The 19,596-nt window shown below is 44.5% G+C and carries 18 protein-coding genes; 14 read left to right on the plus strand and 4 right to left on the minus strand.

Annotated features, from left to right (window positions below; all coding sequences use genetic code 11):
• Positions 1–9: 9 nt before the first annotated feature.
• The 7 genes from MHH93_RS12750 (at position 10) to MHH93_RS12780 (ending at position 7,493) form a co-directional block, all read left to right on the plus strand.
• Positions 10–855 carry a TlyA family RNA methyltransferase gene (locus tag MHH93_RS12750; protein WP_500054313.1) on the plus strand — a complete coding sequence of 282 codons (846 nt, stop codon included), beginning with the start codon at positions 10–12 and terminating at the stop codon, positions 853–855.
• 84 nt (positions 856–939) lie between these two features.
• Positions 940–1,425 (plus strand): hypothetical protein, encoded by a 486-nt coding sequence (locus tag MHH93_RS12755; RefSeq protein WP_500054314.1) that lies wholly within the window; start codon positions 940–942, stop codon positions 1,423–1,425.
• An 84-nt stretch (positions 1,426–1,509) separates the two neighbouring features.
• Positions 1,510–1,959 carry a transcriptional regulator AhrC/ArgR gene (ahrC, locus tag MHH93_RS12760; RefSeq protein ID WP_017687604.1) on the plus strand — a complete coding sequence of 150 codons (450 nt, stop codon included), beginning with the start codon at positions 1,510–1,512 and terminating at the stop codon, positions 1,957–1,959.
• A 54-nt stretch (positions 1,960–2,013) separates the two neighbouring features.
• The gene (gene recN, locus MHH93_RS12765; RefSeq protein WP_433744947.1) at positions 2,014–3,732 is read left to right on the plus strand and encodes a DNA repair protein RecN; all 1,719 of its coding nucleotides are present in this window, start codon (positions 2,014–2,016) and stop codon (positions 3,730–3,732) included.
• 120 nt (positions 3,733–3,852) lie between these two features.
• Entirely contained in the window at positions 3,853–5,181 is a 1,329-nt protein-coding gene (gene spoIVB, locus MHH93_RS12770; RefSeq protein WP_253438790.1) for a SpoIVB peptidase, read from the plus strand.
• Between the two features lie 195 nt (positions 5,182–5,376).
• Positions 5,377–6,183: a sporulation transcription factor Spo0A gene (gene spo0A / locus MHH93_RS12775; protein WP_062835258.1), complete on the plus strand. Its 807-nt coding sequence runs from the start codon at positions 5,377–5,379 to the stop codon at positions 6,181–6,183.
• A gap of 347 nt (positions 6,184–6,530) precedes the next feature.
• Positions 6,531–7,493, plus strand: coding sequence for a GGDEF domain-containing protein (locus tag MHH93_RS12780; RefSeq protein WP_500054315.1), 963 nt, complete (start codon positions 6,531–6,533; stop codon positions 7,491–7,493).
• Positions 7,494–7,786: 293 nt separating this feature from the next.
• Here MHH93_RS12780 and MHH93_RS12785 read toward each other — a convergent pair whose 3' ends face one another.
• Positions 7,787–8,593, minus strand: a complete 807-nt coding sequence (locus MHH93_RS12785) for a hypothetical protein (RefSeq protein WP_500054316.1) — start codon at positions 8,591–8,593, stop codon at positions 7,787–7,789.
• 287 nt (positions 8,594–8,880) lie between these two features.
• Between MHH93_RS12785 and MHH93_RS12790 the strand changes: the two genes are divergently transcribed.
• From MHH93_RS12790 to MHH93_RS12810, 5 genes are all read left to right on the plus strand, one after another.
• Positions 8,881–10,755, plus strand: coding sequence for an ABC transporter substrate-binding protein (locus MHH93_RS12790; protein ID WP_500054317.1), 1,875 nt, complete (start codon positions 8,881–8,883; stop codon positions 10,753–10,755).
• A 188-nt stretch (positions 10,756–10,943) separates the two neighbouring features.
• Complete coding sequence (locus MHH93_RS12795) at positions 10,944–12,917, plus strand: AraC family transcriptional regulator (protein ID WP_500054318.1); 1,974 nt, start codon at positions 10,944–10,946, stop codon at positions 12,915–12,917.
• Positions 12,918–13,086: 169 nt separating this feature from the next.
• On the plus strand, positions 13,087–14,124 hold the full coding sequence (locus MHH93_RS12800; RefSeq protein ID WP_017687612.1) for an NAD(P)/FAD-dependent oxidoreductase: 1,038 nt from the start codon (positions 13,087–13,089) through the stop codon (positions 14,122–14,124).
• Between the two features lie 225 nt (positions 14,125–14,349).
• Positions 14,350–15,000 (plus strand): hypothetical protein, encoded by a 651-nt coding sequence (locus MHH93_RS12805; protein ID WP_500054319.1) that lies wholly within the window; start codon positions 14,350–14,352, stop codon positions 14,998–15,000.
• A 533-nt stretch (positions 15,001–15,533) separates the two neighbouring features.
• Complete coding sequence (locus tag MHH93_RS12810; protein WP_440390034.1) at positions 15,534–16,010, plus strand: hypothetical protein; 477 nt, start codon at positions 15,534–15,536, stop codon at positions 16,008–16,010.
• A 121-nt stretch (positions 16,011–16,131) separates the two neighbouring features.
• Here the strand turns inward: MHH93_RS12810 and MHH93_RS12815 are convergent, their stop codons facing one another.
• Complete coding sequence (locus tag MHH93_RS12815; RefSeq protein ID WP_421886432.1) at positions 16,132–16,731, minus strand: thymidine kinase; 600 nt, start codon at positions 16,729–16,731, stop codon at positions 16,132–16,134.
• Positions 16,732–16,907: 176 nt separating this feature from the next.
• Here MHH93_RS12815 and MHH93_RS12820 point away from each other — a divergent pair, with 176 nt between their 5' ends.
• On the plus strand, positions 16,908–17,120 hold the full coding sequence (locus tag MHH93_RS12820; protein WP_500054320.1) for a hypothetical protein: 213 nt from the start codon (positions 16,908–16,910) through the stop codon (positions 17,118–17,120).
• A gap of 8 nt (positions 17,121–17,128) precedes the next feature.
• Here the strand turns inward: MHH93_RS12820 and MHH93_RS12825 are convergent, their stop codons facing one another.
• Positions 17,129–17,476 carry a potassium channel family protein gene (locus tag MHH93_RS12825; RefSeq protein WP_192133999.1) on the minus strand — a complete coding sequence of 116 codons (348 nt, stop codon included), beginning with the start codon at positions 17,474–17,476 and terminating at the stop codon, positions 17,129–17,131.
• 63 nt (positions 17,477–17,539) lie between these two features.
• Positions 17,540–17,857: a DUF2627 domain-containing protein gene (locus MHH93_RS12830; protein WP_017687618.1), complete on the minus strand. Its 318-nt coding sequence runs from the start codon at positions 17,855–17,857 to the stop codon at positions 17,540–17,542.
• Positions 17,858–18,081: 224 nt separating this feature from the next.
• On the opposite strand from MHH93_RS12830, the gene lpdA reads away from it, so the two are divergent.
• Positions 18,082–19,506, plus strand: coding sequence for a dihydrolipoyl dehydrogenase (lpdA, locus tag MHH93_RS12835; protein WP_500054321.1), 1,425 nt, complete (start codon positions 18,082–18,084; stop codon positions 19,504–19,506).
• The last annotated feature ends 90 nt before the right edge of the window (positions 19,507–19,596 follow it).

Below are 19,596 nucleotides of genomic sequence, written 5' to 3' on the forward strand. Positions count from 1 at the left end.
GAGAAAGACATGTCACTCCCGAAAGAACGAATTGATGTTCTGCTGGTTGAGCAGGGCTATTACGAAAGTCGTGAGAAGGCAAAAGCTGCAATCATGGCTGGACTGGTGTATGCCAATAATGAGCCGATCGAAAAGGCGGGCATGAAAATTCCAAGGGAAGCCGAGCTGAAAGTTAAAGGCTCGGTACATCCCTATGTAGGCAGAGGCGGATTGAAGCTTGAAAAAGCGATCCGTCATTTCGGCCTTGATATGAATGGACTTGTCATGCTCGACATCGGTTCCTCCACTGGTGGATTTACGGATTGTGCACTACAGCATGGTGCGTCTCACGTCTACGCTATTGATGTGGGGTATAATCAGCTCGACTGGTCTTTGCGTAATGATGAGCGGGTCACTGTTATGGAACGAACCAACTTTCGCTATGTGACTCCTGAAGATCTGGCGGGACCCGTGCCGAACTTTGCGAGCATTGATGTGTCATTCATCTCACTGCGAATCATATTACCGCCACTCCTGGCTCTTTTGAAACAACCTGCAGATATCGTTGCATTGATTAAACCTCAATTTGAGGCAGGGCGCGAAAAAGTAGGCAAGTCTGGCGTGGTACGTGATTCGAAGGTACACAAGGATGTATTGCAGACGATGCTTCATTTTGCCAGTCAACTTGGTTTGCATCTGCAGAGTTTAACTTTTTCCCCCATAACTGGTGGAGAAGGGAATATAGAATTTCTCGCACATTGGCGTCTGGAAGCACCAGAGGCAACACAACCAGAGAACGATCCAGCTTCACTTGATGCACTTGCGGAGCAAGTTGCCAAGGAAGCAGCTCATACATTTACGGGAAACTCATCATAAGATGGGTTTCTTTTCGCTTGAAAGGTGAATGGTGTAAAGGGAAATCGTGAATGGACCTCGAATATGTCTTCGAGGTGAGCGATAATGGATGGTCAATATGACACAATTGTTATAGGTGTACTTGCTGTCTGTTTGATCTTGTGGCTGTTCTTCGGCTTGCGTAATTGGGTGAACCGACCGATACCGGTAAGCTTGTCTGGCATGACACTGAACGTGAAGATTCAGGATTCCCCGGCATTGGATTTGCTTGAAGCACAGGGTTATGAAGTTATCGGTGGCAAAATGAAAGTTCCTCTGGCTTTTGAGGCCAATGAAACCGTTTATTACAGCAGATTATTTATTGATTATGTTGCAGAACGTGAGGATCTCAGATACCTGGTGAAAACGTCTCGTCGCAGACAGCCACTTGAAATGACCGGCCCTGCGCTTAGGGATCGCTTCCTCAATTATCTGTTGTTATATCCTGGCTGTGAAGGATTGCTTTATGTTGACTTGGAAGATTCCGATATTAAGTTAATCAGGCTCATGGACTATCAAGAAGATGTGTATGATGGGGATGATCTGGACTAATATAAAAGAATGAACATTACAGAGCAGAGTGTGAGGTCAATTACAATGGCTGCTTTATTGCAATACATTTAACTGGAGGCATGTATGAAAGGACAAAGGCACATCAAGATTCGTGAGATTATTAGTCAAAATGAAATTGAGACCCAGGATGATCTGGTTGAAGCACTGCGCAAGTCAGGTTTTCAAGTAACTCAGGCGACGGTATCGCGGGATATCAAGGAACTTCTGTTAATCAAAATACCGATGGATGACGGCAGATACAAGTACTCTTTACCGACAGACCAACGATATAATCCGATTCAAAAGTTGAAGCGTGCGCTCGTTGACAACTTCCTGCACATTGACCACACCAACAATCTGGTTGTGATGAAATGTTTGCCCGGAACAGCCAACTCCATTGCAGCTCTGCTTGATAATATTGAATGGAATGAAGTCATGGGCACGATCTGTGGAGATGACACCATTCTGATTATCTGCCGGACTGAAGGTAACAGTGTGACCGTTATTGAACGCATCATGGGATATATTGCTTAAAGAATGGTTCAAAAACATAATATCTGAGTTAGTCATCCGGAGGTGTTTTTGCAGATGTTAGTTACATTATCGATTCGCAATCTGGCTGTGGTGGAAGAAGTGGACGTAGTATTCCATCCGGGATTCCATGTACTTTCAGGGGAAACGGGTGCAGGGAAGTCGATTATTATAGATGCACTTGGCTTAATTGCCGGTGGACGGAGTTCAGCTGATCTGATCCGGTACGGATGCGAGAAGGCAGAGATGGAAGCCCTGTTTGAGATGGAGCAGAGTCATCCGGTATGGCAGACCTTAGAGAAGCTGGGTATCCACTGTGAGCCGGAAGAGCATTTGGTCATTCGACGTGAGCTGAACATGCAGGGGAAAAGTACGTCCCGTATTAATGGGCAATTGGTCAATCTGACCATGCTGCGTGAGGTAGGCGAGAAGCTGATCAATATTCATGGACAGCATGAACATCAGAGTTTGCTACGCGCAGAGAGCCATCTGGGGCTTCTCGATACCTATGGCTCGGAAGTAATCGGACCTGTCAAAGCGAAGTACCAAGAGCGCTACAGCAAGTTTATCACGGCGGAAAAAGAACTCCGCGCACTTCAGGAGTCCAGTCAGCGGGCTTATCAACTTTTGGACATGTATCGCTTTCAGCTCGAGGAGATTGCAGCGGCAAGCCTTACACGAGGCGAAGATGAATTACTCGGGGAAGAACGGGTCAAACTATCCCATAGTGAGAAAATGATGGACAGTGTTGCTGGTGCATATGATCTGCTCAGCGGTCAACGCGGACTTGAAGCTGTAAGCATTGCTCTTTCAAGAATTGAAGATATCTCTGGATATGACAGCAAAGGACTGCAACCAATCGTAGAACAGCTGCAATCCGCATTTTATCAATTGGAAGATGCAACATTTCAGTTAAGGGATTACCGGGAGAAGATTGAATTTAATCCGGCAAGGCTGGAAGAAGTGGAGCAAAGGCTGAATCTGATTTCTGGCCTCAGACGGAAATACGGGGACAGTGTTGAACTTATTCTGAGTTATTATGATCAGATTAGCCATGAAACCGACCAACTGGAGAACAAGGACGAACGGCTGGAGAAATTGCGAGCTGAACGCGACAAAATGCTTAACCTTGTGATGGAGTCTGCTGAAGAGCTCAGCAAGGTTCGCAAACAATGCGCCGAGGAACTTGCTGCACAGGTGGAAAGTGAGCTCAAAGATCTGCAGATGGAGCGGACCACACTGCGTGTTCAGATTACCCCATTTGAAGATCCGAAGGGCATCGAATGGAATGGACGCCGTATTCGTCTGAATCGTCAGGGCGCGGACAATGCTGAATTTTTGATCTCACCGAACCCGGGTGAGCCATTACGACCCCTTGGCAAGATTGCTTCAGGTGGTGAGTTGTCGAGAATGATGCTGGCGATGAAGAGTATCTTTGCACGCCATGACCGTATACCTGTGTTGATTTTTGATGAAGTTGATACTGGAGTTAGCGGTAGAGCAGCTCAATCCATTGCGGAAAAACTGTTCCGCCTGTCTTCGACTTGTCAGGTTTTCTCAATAACTCACTTGCCACAAGTGGCTTGTATGGCAGACCATCAGTATCTCATTGAGAAACATGTCTATGATGGACGGACGATGACGCAAGTGGAATCGCTGTCAGACGAAGGCAGAGTGAAGGAATTGGCACGTATGCTGGGCGGCGTGGAAATTACAGAAAAAACGCTGCATCACGCACAGGAAATGCTGAATTTGGCGGAAGCCAAAAAAGGGTGAAACGAACGGCTGGCGTAATGATTGACAGTAATAAAAGCCTGGGGGCAAGGTTATCTTAAAGGTACGCAATTGGCGACCACCTTTCGTCAAGCGAAAGAAGCAAAGGGAGTGTGACAGCCATTGAATTCCCCCCTCAGGAAGAAATTGCTAGGTCTTTTATTTGCCTTCTTTCTTTGTGTGATTAGCCAGGCCATTCAGCCTGTGCAAAGTTATGCTTCACTGCCGGATGAATTGCAGGTGTTTGCTGGCAGGCAAGCAGATGTCCGGCTCGCTGTACCTGCTGCTTCAAGCGCCGTTGTAGATCGTCCGGATATTGTTGGCTTGGATGATCAGGCAGCGATGCATGTTACGAGTCAACAACCTTTGCATCTTAACCCTCAACAGACGGGACATGCCAAATTAACGTTGAAGTTGTGGGGTAAAATTCCGGTCAAAACAGTCCATGTGAATGTGATACCGGATTTGCGTGTTGTACCCGGGGGTCAAACGATTGGCGTCAAAGTTAAATCGGCGGGCATTCTGGTGGTTGGCCATCATCTGGTCCATTCCGGGCAGGATGAGCGTGTATCGCCAGGAGAAAACGCAGGCATTAAGCTTGGAGATCTGATTACGCATATGGATGGTAAACGTCTTGATGGCGTGGCAGGTGTATCCGAAGCTGTTGAACTTGCTGGCAAAAGTAAAAAAGGTATTGATGTTGTGTTGAAACGTGGTAAGGAAACAGTAAAGACACGATTAACTCCGGCGTATGACTCCGAGGATCAAGCATGGAGGCTTGGTTTATACATTCGTGATTCCGCAGCCGGTGTTGGCACACTTACCTTCTATGCTCCCGATCAGGGCGTATACGGTGCTCTGGGCCATGTCATTACAGACATGAACACACAAACATCTATTGTTGTCGGTAGTGGTCAGATCGTTCAGTCCAATGTGACATCCATTTCGAAAAGTGAGACCGGTGATCCGGGTGAAAAACGTGCTCATTTCCTCAAGGAAAGCAAGATTTTGGGCAATATTGAACGTAATACGGCTTTTGGTATCTTTGGTAAAATGTCCGGAAATCCTGAGCACAGTCTGTATTCAAAAGGTATTCCCGTCGCTTTCTCTCATGAAGTCAAAGAAGGACCGGCCGAAATACTTACCGTGGTTGACGGTCAACAAGTTGAACGCTTCTCCATTGACATTGTGCACGTGGCAGATCAAACGGAGCCTGCAACGAAAGGTCTGGTATTACGAATCACGGACCCGAAACTGCTGGATAAGACCGGAGGCATCGTTCAAGGGATGAGTGGCAGCCCCATCGTACAAAATGGTAAGTTAATCGGCGCAGTTACTCATGTATTCGTGAATGATCCGAAATCGGGTTACGGTTGCTTCATTGAATGGATGTTACAAGATGCTGGTGTGATGATGAAAAAGGAAAACACAAAGAACCTCAAGGCTGGATAAACAGCCCTGAGGTTCTTTTTTGTCGAAAGGAAACATAATATATCAGATAATGAAATAAATTATTCATTATATAGGATCAAGAAAAAAAAATAAAGAAAAATAATTTTCGACAGGAGGAATTTAACTTGCTGTGTCGAAAATTTAACCTGTAAGGAAATGTACGAAACGATGTTTAATTTAAAGGAGGATACCGTTTTGCAAAAAATTGAGGTATTGCTGGCCGATGATAATCGTGAATTTACGAATTTGCTTGCCGAATATATATCTGAGCAGGAAGATATGGAAGTAACCGGTATTGCATACAATGGAGAAGAAGTACTGCAATTGCTGGAGCAAACTCGGGATGTGCCGGATGTATTGATTCTGGATATTATCATGCCTCATCTGGACGGTCTGGGTGTGCTTGAGCGCTTGCGCAACCTGAACCTTTCTCCACAGCCTAAAGTCATTATGCTTACGGCATTCGGACAAGAGAATATCACACAGCGTGCCGTGCAACTCGGAGCATCCTATTACATTCTCAAACCGTTTGACATGGAAGTGCTTGCGAATCGTGTACGTCAACTGGTGGGAACACAGACGGCGATGTCCACAAGCAGCGGATCATCCATGTTCATGAAATCCAATGTCGTGCCAATGGGCAAACACAAAAATCTGGATGCAAGCATTACGTCCATCATACATGAAATCGGTGTACCTGCGCATATTAAGGGATATCAATATTTGCGCGAAGCCATTACGATGGTGTATAACAATATCGAAATTTTGGGAGCCATCACCAAAACACTGTATCCTGCAATTGCCGAAAAATTCAAAACGACACCTTCACGCGTCGAACGTGCCATCCGTCATGCGATTGAAGTGGCATGGACTCGGGGTAACATCGACAGCATCAGCCACTTGTTTGGTTACACGATCAACATCAGCAAGTCGAAACCAACGAACTCGGAATTCATCGCGATGGTTGCAGACAAGCTCAGAATTGAGCATAAGGTTAGCTGAAAGGATTAGGAGTAGTAACCGGGCAAGGAAATTTTGAATTCAGATTAGATCTGGCCAAATGAATGTTGGCGGCTAATATCTGAATTTGTTCATTTCAGGCCGATAAACTTCTATGAGATATGCCAACGAATACCGTCAATTATTGGATTTATGAAATCCAGTAACTGACGGTATTTTTGCATAACGAAAAAAATACATGATTAGGTATAAAAATGATCTTTCATAAATTTTTACCTTCAGTTAACGCTTTTTTAAGTAGAAAGTGGTACGATGTGACCATTGACAAAGACCTACATATATATTTGAAAAGTATGGATTAGATGCTACGAACAGAGGAGTAGAATAGAATGTTTACGCAAATAGGCGAGATTGCTGAACCAATTCCTGTAGTACAATCTGATACAAAATGTGATATCGTCTATCAACTGTTCAAGTCCAATCCCAGTCTGGAAGGTATAGCTGTTATGGGGGAGAAGGATGTCTCCTTGATGATGCGCCCTCGATTCTTTCAGATGATTGGAACCCAGTATGGCTATAACCTCTATATGGGACGACCAGTTGAACTGGTGATGAACACGGAAGCTCTGGTCGTGGATTATTCAGACCAGATCACCGATGTCAGTGTTCTGGCCATGGACAGGGATGAGGGGGAAATATATGATCTTGTACTGGTCACGTCAGGGGAAAGTTTCTATGGAGCTGTGAGTATTCGCCGTTTGCTGCTTGCTGTTGCTGATGTGCGGGCTGAAATGGCGATTTTTATGAACCCGCTGACAGGCCTTCCAGGAAACCATATCATAGACGAACGTCTATATCAGGCGCTTCAAATGGACCATTTTAGCGTAATGTACGTTGACCTGGATCAATTCAAATCCTACAATGATAGCTACGGTTTCAAAATGGGGGATCAGCTTATTCAGGCGACAGCTAACTTGCTTCGCAAGCTTTTTGTTTTCCCTGAAGCTTTTCTTGGACATATCGGTGGTGATGATTTTATTACAATCCTGAATCACCATAATTACCAACAGATTAGTGAAGAAGTCATCTCAGGTTTTGAGGAAATGAAAAAGACGTTCTACAACGAACATGATTGGCATAATCAATATGTTCTGGGAGAAGGACGTTCCGGGCTGATGCGGCCCATTCCTCTCGTATCGGTATCCATCGCCGTTGTAACTAATATGAAGCAAAAATATGAAAACATAGATCAGATTATTGATGAGGCCACACGGATCAAAAAAAGTTGTAAAGCGATTGCTGGCAGTATCATCTGTGCAAATGATACCATCATTCATCCATATGAGAAGTAAGATACACATACGATGTAAATTGAAATATCCAATTTTACGAGAACGTAGAGGACAGAATGAACCTGAAGAAGTGGATCTAAAAGCATGCTGAAGGATGCTTTTTTGAAGCTTAAGCTTCAATTTTATACCCATAACAGGAAAATGAAGAAATGCAGAAAACCGCTACATATCAGGAATTAATCACCTGAAATAGCGGTTTTTCTATCATTTTATGCGGGGCGAAGGCTGTGGTCGAAAAGAAAACACTTCAATCCCAATATGTATACATATAAGTTATGTTTGATCAGAGCGACTCAGATTCGAATATCAACGGATGGATATGGAGCAGCAGGAGATATAGAAGCCGAATTTTGCGAGCCGTTTCCGGATTGCTGATTAGTGGTTGCTCCATCTGATGGGAGCTCCTTACTTCCCGTTTTCTTTCCTTCATCCTGATCTTCTTCTCCAGATGTTGCTGAGATAGGTGGTTGTTCCACCACTTTAGGTGCGGGCTGATGGATCTCTTTCACCAGATCTCCTATCTTTTGATTGACTTTGCTGAGCTGAGAATTGATGTCCTGAACAACCTCTCGTTTTGCCTGAAAAACGGTGCGCTCGGAGTTTTCCAACATCATTGATTTGCCGAGATCAAGACTATTTGTAGGAGGGTTAATCTCCAAAACGAGTCGGTCGAAGCGGGTCTCTCCTTCAGTGGTCTGAATGGAGCCCTGCATGCGATCACGTAAACCGACCAGCTTACCCAATTGATCATAAGTCTGACTATGTTTGATTAGATGGTCCAGTGAAGGGGCTTGTGTCTCATCAATTGATTTGGATTGTTGCTGATGAGTCTTTTCAGGCTGTCTTAATTTGTTCTTTTCCTGCAATTCCTCTGCTTTAATTTGAGCGATCTGGCTATCGATCTGGGAGATGGAACTTGTTAAGGATTTAATCCGCTGAGCTTTGGTTTTGGTGTCCAATTCGTCATTGGTTTTTACGCCTTGCATTTCTTCATTGAGCCTAATCTTCTGCTGCATGAGTCCCTGAATTTCCTTATCCCGACTGGAGACTTGATTCCCGGGAGTGAAACTGCTTTTGGTTGCAGATGAGATTGAATTCATATCCTCGTTCTCCTTCTCTCTTTATCATGGTTCTATTTACATATATCGGATGTTAAGAGAAGGATTTGAATAGTTTTTTCTTTGGAATGGATTCATTTACATCGGTTGTATTGCGTATCTCATTATAATAATTGATAATGGTTATCAATAAGGGAGTAGAGTACAGACACAATTTATGTATACGGAGATGGGTTAGCAAAATGTGGAATGATTATTATATCCTTTGGAACTATGCTGCGGTGAGTATAACAGATATCCGTTACATGAAATTAGAGGCATATGAAGAGATGAAATATAAATTTCCAACAAGTACCTTTGTACTCACCATCCAAGGTGAAGCTGTAGTGACGATTGACAACCAAACGTATGAAGTGAGTCGCTTTTATGTTCTCCACGGAGGAAAAGGGAGTAAGTTGGTGATTCAAGCAGGCGAATCCGGATTGCACTTATATTACTTGATGTACAGAGCCAACCTACCTAGCGGAGGGAGAAACGATCTGGGAAGGTTAATGGAGCGTATCAATCCGTTCCAAATGAACTATGGCTTTACACCAGATATGCCAACCATTTTGTATGAGCAATTGAAGCAGATGCATTTTTTGTGGGAGCAAAAGAACCCCATTCAGCACTTTCAGGCCAAGAGTTTGTTCTATCCCTTTGTGGAGCAGGTATCATCACAGATTCCTCGTGTCTCCAATCGCTATCCAAGTATTACGGATCAGGTCAGCAAAGTCATTGAAATTGTACAGTCTTCCTACACCGAGCCACTTACACTTCATGTTTTGGCAGACATGATCGGCGCCAGCCCAAGAAGCTTGTCACGCAAGTTCAAGCAGTCGACGGGAACCAGTCCCATCGATTATCTGATTCAGTTTCGGTTGTTCAAAGCCAAGGAGATGTTGCTGCAAACGGACGCCACGTTGGATGAGATTGCAGCCGGCATCGGTTATCCGGATGGATATTATTTGGGACGTATGTTTAAGAAACATACAGGTCTTTCTCCTCTGCAATTCAAAGAAAAGGGATCAGAACCCCTATATTGGCCTGATTTGACATCAGGTATGGCGCGAAATGACATTTTCAGAGGTGGAAGTGGAAGGTATGTTTATACTGATGGTGATAATCATTATCAATATAAGCATGGAGGGTCAATCAATATGAATAGACAGACTAGAACGGGAATGCTGCTGAGCATTCTACTGAGTTTTACATTACTGCTAAGTGCCTGTTCTTCAGGGGCTGCCAGTAATTCAAACGGGGATGCATCTGGAAGCAATAGTGCGTCAAGTTCCACGAAAACAGCTACAGGAGAGAATGAAAGAAAAACATCTGAACCACGTACAATCTCAACGGTGAAGGGAGATGTTACAATCCCAGCTGAAACTAAACGGATTGTGGTCGACTTATATCTGGGGAGCCTGATTGCCTTGGGGATCAAGCCTGTGGGTACACCCGAGTTGAATCTCAAGAATCCCTATTTTATCAAGTCACTTGAGGGTGTGGAAAATATTGGTGAATACGAAACCATCTCTCTTGAAAAGGTGTTGGAACTTGAGCCGGATCTGATTGTGACAGGTAATCCTGATTTATTTGATTCTTTTAGCAAAATTGCACCTACGTTGGTAATACCATTTGGCGAATTGAAAAACACCCACGAAGAGATTGCCTATTTTGGTAAAGTGCTGAATAAAGAAAAAGAAGCTGAGGCATGGTTAGCCGATTATGATGCAAGAATTGCAGATGCCAAGAAGCGCGTCGGTGAGGCGATTGATCCAGCAACCGAGGTGTCGGTCATGCAGTTCAATGATAAAGGCCCGTTAGCTTTTGGTGATAATTTTGGACGGGGAGGTCAGGCTGTATACAGCGCGCTTGGTTTGAATCCTCCTGCAGATAAAAAAGAGATCTTAATGAAGGATCAACTGGTTGAAGTATCCTCAGAAGCGATTCCTGAATTTACTGGTGACTACATCATTCTTACAGCAGATAATCTGACTCTCGAAGAGTTGAAATTGAAACCGGTCTGGAGCTCATTGGATGCGGTTAAAAATGATCGTGTGTTTATCTGGAGCCCGGATCGTTCGTGGTACTTTGACCCGATTGCAACATTGGATCAAACAGAGGAATTGGCCACATGGTTTACGAAGATCTCTGAACCAAAATAAGCGTAACAAATGCTTGATGAGATGAAATCCAATTCCACTCTAAAATTACAGTTGATAATGAAAATTATTATCATTTATAATAAGGTATATTAGTGAAACTCTGCTACGCATATGTTATTGGATGTGTAGCAGCATGATGACCTTGTAAGGCCTTTGTTCCGGGTGAGGTTGGGATTGGAGAGTATTCGATGCAATTAGACGAACAGATGAAATGCTGGAATCATGCCGCTGTTAAGGTTCTGGATATACGCCGGATTGTTATGGAGGAAGGTGAACAACTGAGTTCCTATACGCTTCCGGCAAATGTTTTTATATATACGATACGGGGATCGGCTGTGCTTCAGTTGGATGGGCGAACATACAAGGCAGAGCGATTTTACATGCTTCATGGGGCCAAAGGATCTTCACTGGATATTCAAACCAACGAAGATTTCGAATATATTCTGCTCTATTACAGAGCCTTCCTTGCCTTTCCGAGTTATCGCAAAAAGTGGTTATTGGCAAAGCCGGAAGTTGCACCGTTCTCTTTGCAATATGGATTTGCACCGAGTAGTCCGCTGGGGTTATTACGTTACCTCAATGAGCTTGAGGGTGCATGGATTCAATCTGGCAGTCTGGACCTGCTTCATACAAAAAGTTTATTTTACCAATTCATTCATGAAATGATGGTTCAGCTAACAGAGCAAGAGTTCAAAACAGAGCTTGCTGACCCGGTGAAACAAACACTTCGTTATATACAGAACCATTATAGGGAACAGGTCACGCTTGATTTCCTGGCTGAACAGTTCAACTACAGCTCCCGACATTTATCCATGCAATTCAAACGACAGACGGGTTACAGTCCGATTGATTATTTAATTCAGACTCGAATCGCCAAGGCTCGCAATCTGCTTGTACGATCTGATGCAACACTGAGTGAAATTGCAGTAGAAGTGGGTTATTCGGATGTGTATTATTTTAGTCGTATTTTCAAAAAACATGTGGGGATCTCTCCGATTCAGTATCAACGAAAGATAAGAGAAGAAGCGATAGCAGAGGATCGTCCATTGGTAATCTCTGAATCGTCCATTGGCCGAAGATGGAAGTCGGGATATATTGATTATGAGAATCATTATCAATATATAGACGGAGGGTCTACACCAATGAAAAGAAGAAAAACAAATTCCAGTATGATCATGGTTGCATTATTGAGCATAACAATGCTCCTCGCAGCCTGCTCTTCAGGTACAGCAACAACACCAGCAGCTGGCGAAGGAACGGGTGCCAGTTCCAATAACAGAAGTACGGCAGTATCATCAGACACAGGAAGCCAGACGAACAAGGACAATGAAACACGCACGGTCTCAACGGTTAAGGGTGACGTGGTTGTTCCGGCCAATCCCAAGCGGGTTGTTGTATTGTATCTCCAGGGGGATGTCGTCGCACTGGGAGTTAAGCCAATTGCTACCTCAGATGTATATGACGGGGCTGCATACAAGAGCGAGCTAGAAGGTGTAAACGCATTGGGTACCTGGTTCGAACCGAATCCTGAAGCTGTCATTGATCTTGATCCGGATCTGATCATTGTTCCTTCAGAAGAGACGTATGGGTTGTTAAAAGATATTGCACCTACGGTATATATTCCGTATGAGAAATTGACTACAGAAGAAAGACTCCATAGCATAGCGAGTATTTTTGGCAAAGAACAGGAAGCAGAGACGTTAATCACTAATCTCAACACCAAAGTTGAAGAGAGCAAGAAAACCCTTGCAGATGCAGGCATACTGGACAAAACAATCTCCATTGTTGAGGGCGGTTTGAAAGGTATGGTCATTGTAGAGAGCAAGCAATTTGGCCGGGGATCTCAAGCGGTATATGAGTACTTGGAAATGAAAGCACCTGAAGTCGTACAGAAGAAAATTGATGTGGTTTCGGACGCGGCCGGTTCCAACATCTCCATGGAAGTACTTCCTGAATATATCGGGGATTATGTGTTTCGCTCGGTGTATGAAGGAGCAGATAACTTGACGGATAATCCAATATGGAGCAGCATCCCTGCGATCAAAGAAGGTCGTCTGATTGAGATTGATTTCGATTTCTTCTATTATTCGGATATTTATTCAATCAATAAACAGCTTGATTTTGTCGTTGAAAAGCTGTTGGCGGCTCCAAGAGCGAAATAGTAAAGATTAGTAAAGTGCAGAGTAGTTCGTAAATGTTTTGTACAAGAAATGTTTGTTTTTTAGCCATTGTATTTTGATAAGATTACCATTACACTAGGATTTAAGTGATAATGAGAATCGATATCAAATACTCGATGTTCTGGATCGAATTAACGGAGGTATTTTAAATATGAATCAGCAGTTGGAACTCTATGATGTAACCATTATCGGCGGTGGCCCTGCGGGCATGTACTCTGCCTTTTATAGCGGCATGCGGGACATGAAGACCAAGTTAATTGAGGCACGTGACAGATTGGGCGGTCGCATGTTATTTTATCCGGAGAAAATGATCTGGGATGTCGGGGGTGTGACGCCAATTCTGTGTGAAGATCTGATCAAACAATTGGAAGAACAGGCACGAACTTTCGAGCCGACACTTGTGTTTGAACAACAGATCGAAGGATTCGAGCGTCAACCTGATGGCACAATTCTGTTAACTTCTGCAACAGGTGAACAACACTGGACACGTACCGTCATTATGGCAATCGGATATGGTATATATAAAATGGCCAAGCTGGAGCTTGAAGGTGCAGACCGCTATGAGGTTAGTAATCTGCACTATACCGTGCAAGAACTCGAGCCATTCCGTGGTAAACGCGTACTGATCTCGGGTGGAGGGGACTCTGCTGTGGATTGGGCGAATGAACTGGAAGCATTGGCTGAGCAAGTGACGGTTGTACATCGACGTGACCGCTTTGGCGGGTTGGAGCGTAATGTATTGCGCATGAGAGAATCCTCTGTAGATGTCCGTACACCTTACGCGGTAGAGACCTTGCATAGTATGAGTGGTGATGTGATTGAACAGGTGACCATCTCACATGTGGACACAGGCGAAACTGAACTGCTTGAAGTCGATGCTGTCATTGTAAACCATGGCATGAAGAGTGACTTTGGTCCAATCCGGGATTGGGGTCTTGATCTTGGCGAATGGCACGTCACTACAACGGAGAGATTGCAAACGAATATTCCTGGTGTTTTTGCCGCAGGTGATTTTGTAGATTATGGTAGCAAACTGTATCTAATTGCGGGTACCTTCACTGATGCTGCTCTTGCAGTAAACAGTGCGAAGCTTTACATGGACCCTGAAGCGGAAAAAGTGGCTTATGTTTCTTCCCATAACAGTCGCTTTAAGGAGAAAAATAAAGCCCTTGGTGTTGTAGAAGAATAAATGGTTACATTTGGATACGAGTAAGATGATTTCGGGTTAATCCCGAAGTCATCTTTTTTTGCATAAAATGGGTAATAGGAAGGCATAATTTTACCAGACACAACGGCTATAGAATTGAACATGTACTACCAAATGTCTATAATAAGCTTGAGAAACTGTAGAATGACACTATATAAGTTGAAACTTATATAGATACAATAACTAGATCAGAGTGGAGTGCAGCGTATGAAAAAGGGATCACAGCCACAACGAGATATCACCTTCATCCAGCGGTGGTTCAAACGATCTGATAAAAAAAAGATCAAATGGTCTGAAATATATCTCGCACTAGCCGGGGCACTTCATCGCTTGTTGGTTGAAGGGCGGCGTGAACGTTCAGCAGCCAAACGGCTGCATCAGGACTTGCCCATTAATGCATTGGGAGAAATGAAGCTGGAGCCAGGAGATATCGTGTATACGCCAAGCTCGGAATCAACATATTACGCCGGGCATATGGGCATTATCGGTCTCGACGGCAAGGTGTATCATGTGCACCCTTATGGGCCTGTATTTGCAGATTCATTAGAGTGGTATCTCACGCGGTTTTATGAAGGAGATCGCTTCATTGTATTCCGTTCCAGACTGAATGAGGCAGGCATAAAAGCAGCCGGGTGGGTACAGGACCATTACAAGCAGGTGAAATTCTATCGTTTGCAGACCAATTTGCGCAGTATAGAGCGTAATTACTGCTCCAAGTTTATATATCAGGCCTATCAGTTCACAACCGGACTGGATCTGTGGAGCCGCAAATTTACCCGGGTGAATCAGGGTTATATCTATCCATTTCGAATTGAGCGCTCATCAGAGCTGGAGGTTCTGGGAACTTTTTATAAATAAGGCTGAAACCGACTAAAATACTGTTCTTCCGAAAATAAGGAAAGCAGGTTCTGTCGGTTTTTTTTATATGTGTAGAGATTAAAAACAGGAAAAACGCTCAAAACGTCGAATAGAATATGAGATAGGCGTGCACAACTTGGAATCGTATACATAAAAAAAGACGAGATGATTTTTAGCCCAGAGAACTAAATGACTACGAAGTAGGCGAACAAGAAAGAGTGAAGCGAGATGAAATGGCCGGTCTTCTTACAACGATTCCGACAGAACAAAAACGTAGTGAAGCTATCGGACTATACCCCAAAAAAGGAAAGGAGGCACTACTGTTCCATATGCAAGAAAAACGTTAAATCGGTTGTGCATTATGCGGCTCCACAGGGAAATGTTTCAGGTGTATGCAGTTCTTGTAAGTCTTTGGCGGATGAACGAGGAATGTTTCCCATTTAATAAGAAGAGATGCGCTCAGGAAATAACAATTCTTTGATTTATGCGCGTTTTTGTAGTACATTAGCAAATGTATTCGAAGGAGGATTCTAATGTACTCAGGTAGACAAGACGATACTTTATACATCATGACCTACACCTTAAACAGCGGTATCAAGGGTACGGTTCCACTGTCTAATAAGCAGATTATTGAGTGGCTGGATTGCTACAGAAATGAGAAGCGCTTCGTGACCGAAATCGGCAAGGAGTTTTTTGGATTGAATGCAGCATTGGTAGCAGATTTCAAGGTTCAAAATCATTTATCGGATTATCAGCAGACCATTATGCCTACACAGCAGCAGGATAACCTGGAACGCTTGTCCAGTGCTTATAAATCAACCGAGTTATTAATGAAGATTGATTGTAAATGTGGCACGGCTTATGTGACGGAATCTCCATACAAACGCACAAAATGGTACTGCACAAAGTGTAAAGAGATTGTATTTTTGGATGCCAAAAAAGGAATGGTGGAAACGTCGCGTGGTGACGCTTACTACATGACCAACAAATATTTTGTTTCCCGGGACTAGCGGGAAGTGACTCTGGAAGCATCGCTGTGAAGCGGTGCTTTTTTGTGCAATTGATTGTTTGTTTCTATAACAAAAAAGCCCCAAAGGGCCTTTTTGGAAGATATCGAAAATTTTTAGGGATTTATGATGAACATTCGACTTTGTGAGGAGGAATGAAGCAGCAACGACAGCGCGGCTCGTAAGCTTCTGAATCGCCAATCATAACGACTGGACCCAAGGTAACGGGCTCCCCATTGACGATACGTTGCGTAAAGGCTGCATCCGGGCTACCGCATACCGCACAGAAAGCCGATAGTTTCTCAATGTCATCTGCCATGGCAAGCAAACCGCCGACATATCCGAATTCCTTACCACGGTAATCCATATTAAGTCCATCTACAATGACATGTTTGCCACAATAGGCTAGCTCCGAGACCAGTTCCATAATGGCACTGCTGAAAAATTGTACTTCATCAAATGCAACAACATCAGCATCTATGGTTTGGTTCATGATCATTTCTACGGATTCCGTGGTTAATTGCCGGGGAATGGAATGAGCAGGTAATCGATAACCAATTCGGCTCACGATCTCGTCTTGGGCAAACCGATCATCCTCGGCTGGTTTGTAGGCTACCACCTTTTTACGGCCAAATTGAATTAATTTCTGACAACGGCGAATGAGTTCACCGGATTTTTCACTGAACATGGGTCCAGTAATTACGGTAATACGTCCTGTTTGCACGGTGCTGCTACTCCTCTCACATACGGGATTCAACAAAAAAAGCGACCATTACAGAGTACCACAAAATCTTTGGTAAGAGCCAGAACTAATCTGTGCAGCTTTGTGTTACTATATGGAATGTTAAGCCGTTGGTTCCGGCAGCTGTGACTAGGAGTTATGGAAAAGAGGTGTTTACGATGAGTGAAGCATTAACATCACTTCAAGAACGATATGAAAGTTTGAAAGAGCAGGCATCCCTGGATGAAGCGACGCAGGCCTTATTTGCAGAACTGTTCGCAGAAGCGGAGCGACTGCAGGCAAGTAACCTGACTTTGCGCAGAACGATCTTGAAGTCTTCTTCCAAAGAATCACGTATGTCTACCAAACTACGGGATGCTTTATACGAATGACCCGGAGATTACTCCGGGTCCTCTTCTGTCTTTAATTTGCGTGGGAATAGAATACCTGCTGTAATTCTGGCAATCATGGCAAAAGTGAGACCTATGCCTGCAAACATGTAGATCACGGTAAAGGCTTTGCTAAATCCGGTGGATGGCACAAATTCAGGATGTCCCACCGTGGTCAGGGTAACTGCACAGAAGTATAACGCATCGATCCAGTGCAGACCTTCAACACGAGTGTAAAACAAAGTGCCTGACAGCAACGTTGCTGCCGTTAACGCAAACAGAGCCAGAAACTTGGGGTCTTTGAACGCATGGAAAATGCCCTTAAGCAGTCGTTGTAACGTGATTAAAAATGATACCATGATGATCCATCCTGTCTATGTAAAGTAGGCGGTGTGTTATATAAACACACAAAAAGCCCGGACTCATGGAGTCCTTCCGGGCGTCTCTGCTTTTTCGGGTACACTTTTGGACCGGAAACGGGGACCTACATAATTACGCTTGCGATCACGGAACAGGATCCAGCCTCCCAGGAAACTCATACCTGCGGCAAAAAGGACAAGTCCACCGCCAAAGGAAAGCCACTGGAACCCTGGTGAAATCAGTTCGTTCCCGTGCTCGGCATAATATAGGAACAGGGCATCTTTCATCATCAGAAAACCCTTCATTGCCATTAAACCGGGAATGACCAGAACAACAATTGCCAAAAACCGCGCAAAGACCAATCTTGTATTCATGAGCATTATACCCTTTCTGCCAAAGTCGACATTAAATAAAGGTTACGCTTACAGATCATACCTCATTCCATCATAGCTTGGAATGCATAGGCTGTCCATGTGTGATTGCTTCAAACTTTGAGTTGACCGCTCAAGCAGAGTACAATGGCATATAGAGGGTATAAGTCAAACCATGATTCAAGTGATCATAAATGATATTGAAATTTGATTCATAGAGGAGAGCATGAGAGATGCCAATTACATGTGATGTTGCAATTCTTGGAGGAGGGACCGGTGGATATGTTGCCGCGATTCGGGCTGCACAGCTGGGGAAACAGGTCGTTATCATTGAGAAGGATAAGCTTGGCGGGACATGTCTGCATCGTGGCTGTATTCCAAGTAAAGCTTTGCTGAAGAGCGCGGAAGTGTACGCCGAGATTCAGGAGAGCGAGACGTATGGTATAGAGACCAATGGAGCCACACTTGTATTTCCCAAAGTGCAGGCGCGCAAGGATGCGATTGTGGAGCAGCTCCATCAGGGCGTTCAATTTCTGATGAAAAAAAATAAAATTCAGGTCGTACACGCGAACGGGCGCGTTATCGGACCTTCCATATTCTCCCCGCAGAGCGGTGCGGTCGCTGTAGAATTCGAAGATGGGGAAATGGATACGGTGGTGCCAACCAATCTTATTATTGCGACTGGTTCACGTCCACGTGTGCTGCCAGGCCTGGAACCGGATGGAAAGTTTATTATGAGCAGTGACGAAGCTCTGCGTATGGATGAGCTTCCTGCATCACTTATTATTGTCGGCGGTGGTGTGATTGGACTGGAGTGGGCATCCATGTTGAATGACTTTGGTGTAGACATCACGGTGGTTGAAGCTGCTGCTCACGTATTGCCTGCCGAGGATGAGGATGTTGCCAGAGAAATGCAGCGATTGCTTGGCAAGCGGGGGGTTCGTTTCCTGACAGGAGCCAAAGTTCTGACGGAAACCTATAGCACGGATACAGATGGCATACAGATTGATGTGCAGCTCGGTGACGATCAGCAGGAAACGCTGAGAGCGGAGAAAATGCTCGTGTCGGTTGGGCGTCAGGCTAATGTCGAAAATATCGGACTCGAAAATACAGATATCAAGCTGGAGCGTGGGTTCATCGCCGTGAACAAACAGTTACAGACCGGTGAAGGTCACATCTACGCCATTGGTGACTGCATCGGCGGTCTACAGCTTGCGCATGCGGCAAGTCATGAAGGTATTCTCGCTGTCAATCATTTGGCAGGGGAAACGGTACATGCCGTTGAATCCCATCGTATTCCGCGTTGTGTGTACACACGTCCGGAAGCAGCCAGCATTGGATTCACCGAGCGTGAAGCGAAAGAACGTGGATATGACATCAAAACAGGCAAATTTCCGTTTCAGGCGATTGGCAAATCGCTCATTCATGGAAGTCGTGATGGATTCGTGAAGGTGATCGCAGATGCCAAGACGAATGATATATTGGGGGTACATATGATTGGCACCCATGTGACGGAACTGATCGCTGAGGCTTCACTGGCTCAGATGCTGGATGCCACACCTTGGGAAGTCGGACAAACCATTCATCCGCACCCTTCTCTGTCGGAAATCATGGGTGAAGCCATGCTGGCGGTCGATGGAAAGGCCATTGGAATGTAGGCCAAACAGGCTTATGAGAAAGGTTCTTTCCTTTTTTGGGCAAAAGGGATTATAATAAGGTTAAGCCAAGTCTTAGTACCAGGTTATAAG

The sequence above is a fragment of the Priestia sp. FSL H7-0729 genome (genome assembly GCF_038005685.1).
In the GTDB taxonomy this organism is placed as follows: Bacteria; Bacillota; Bacilli; order Paenibacillales; family Paenibacillaceae; genus Paenibacillus.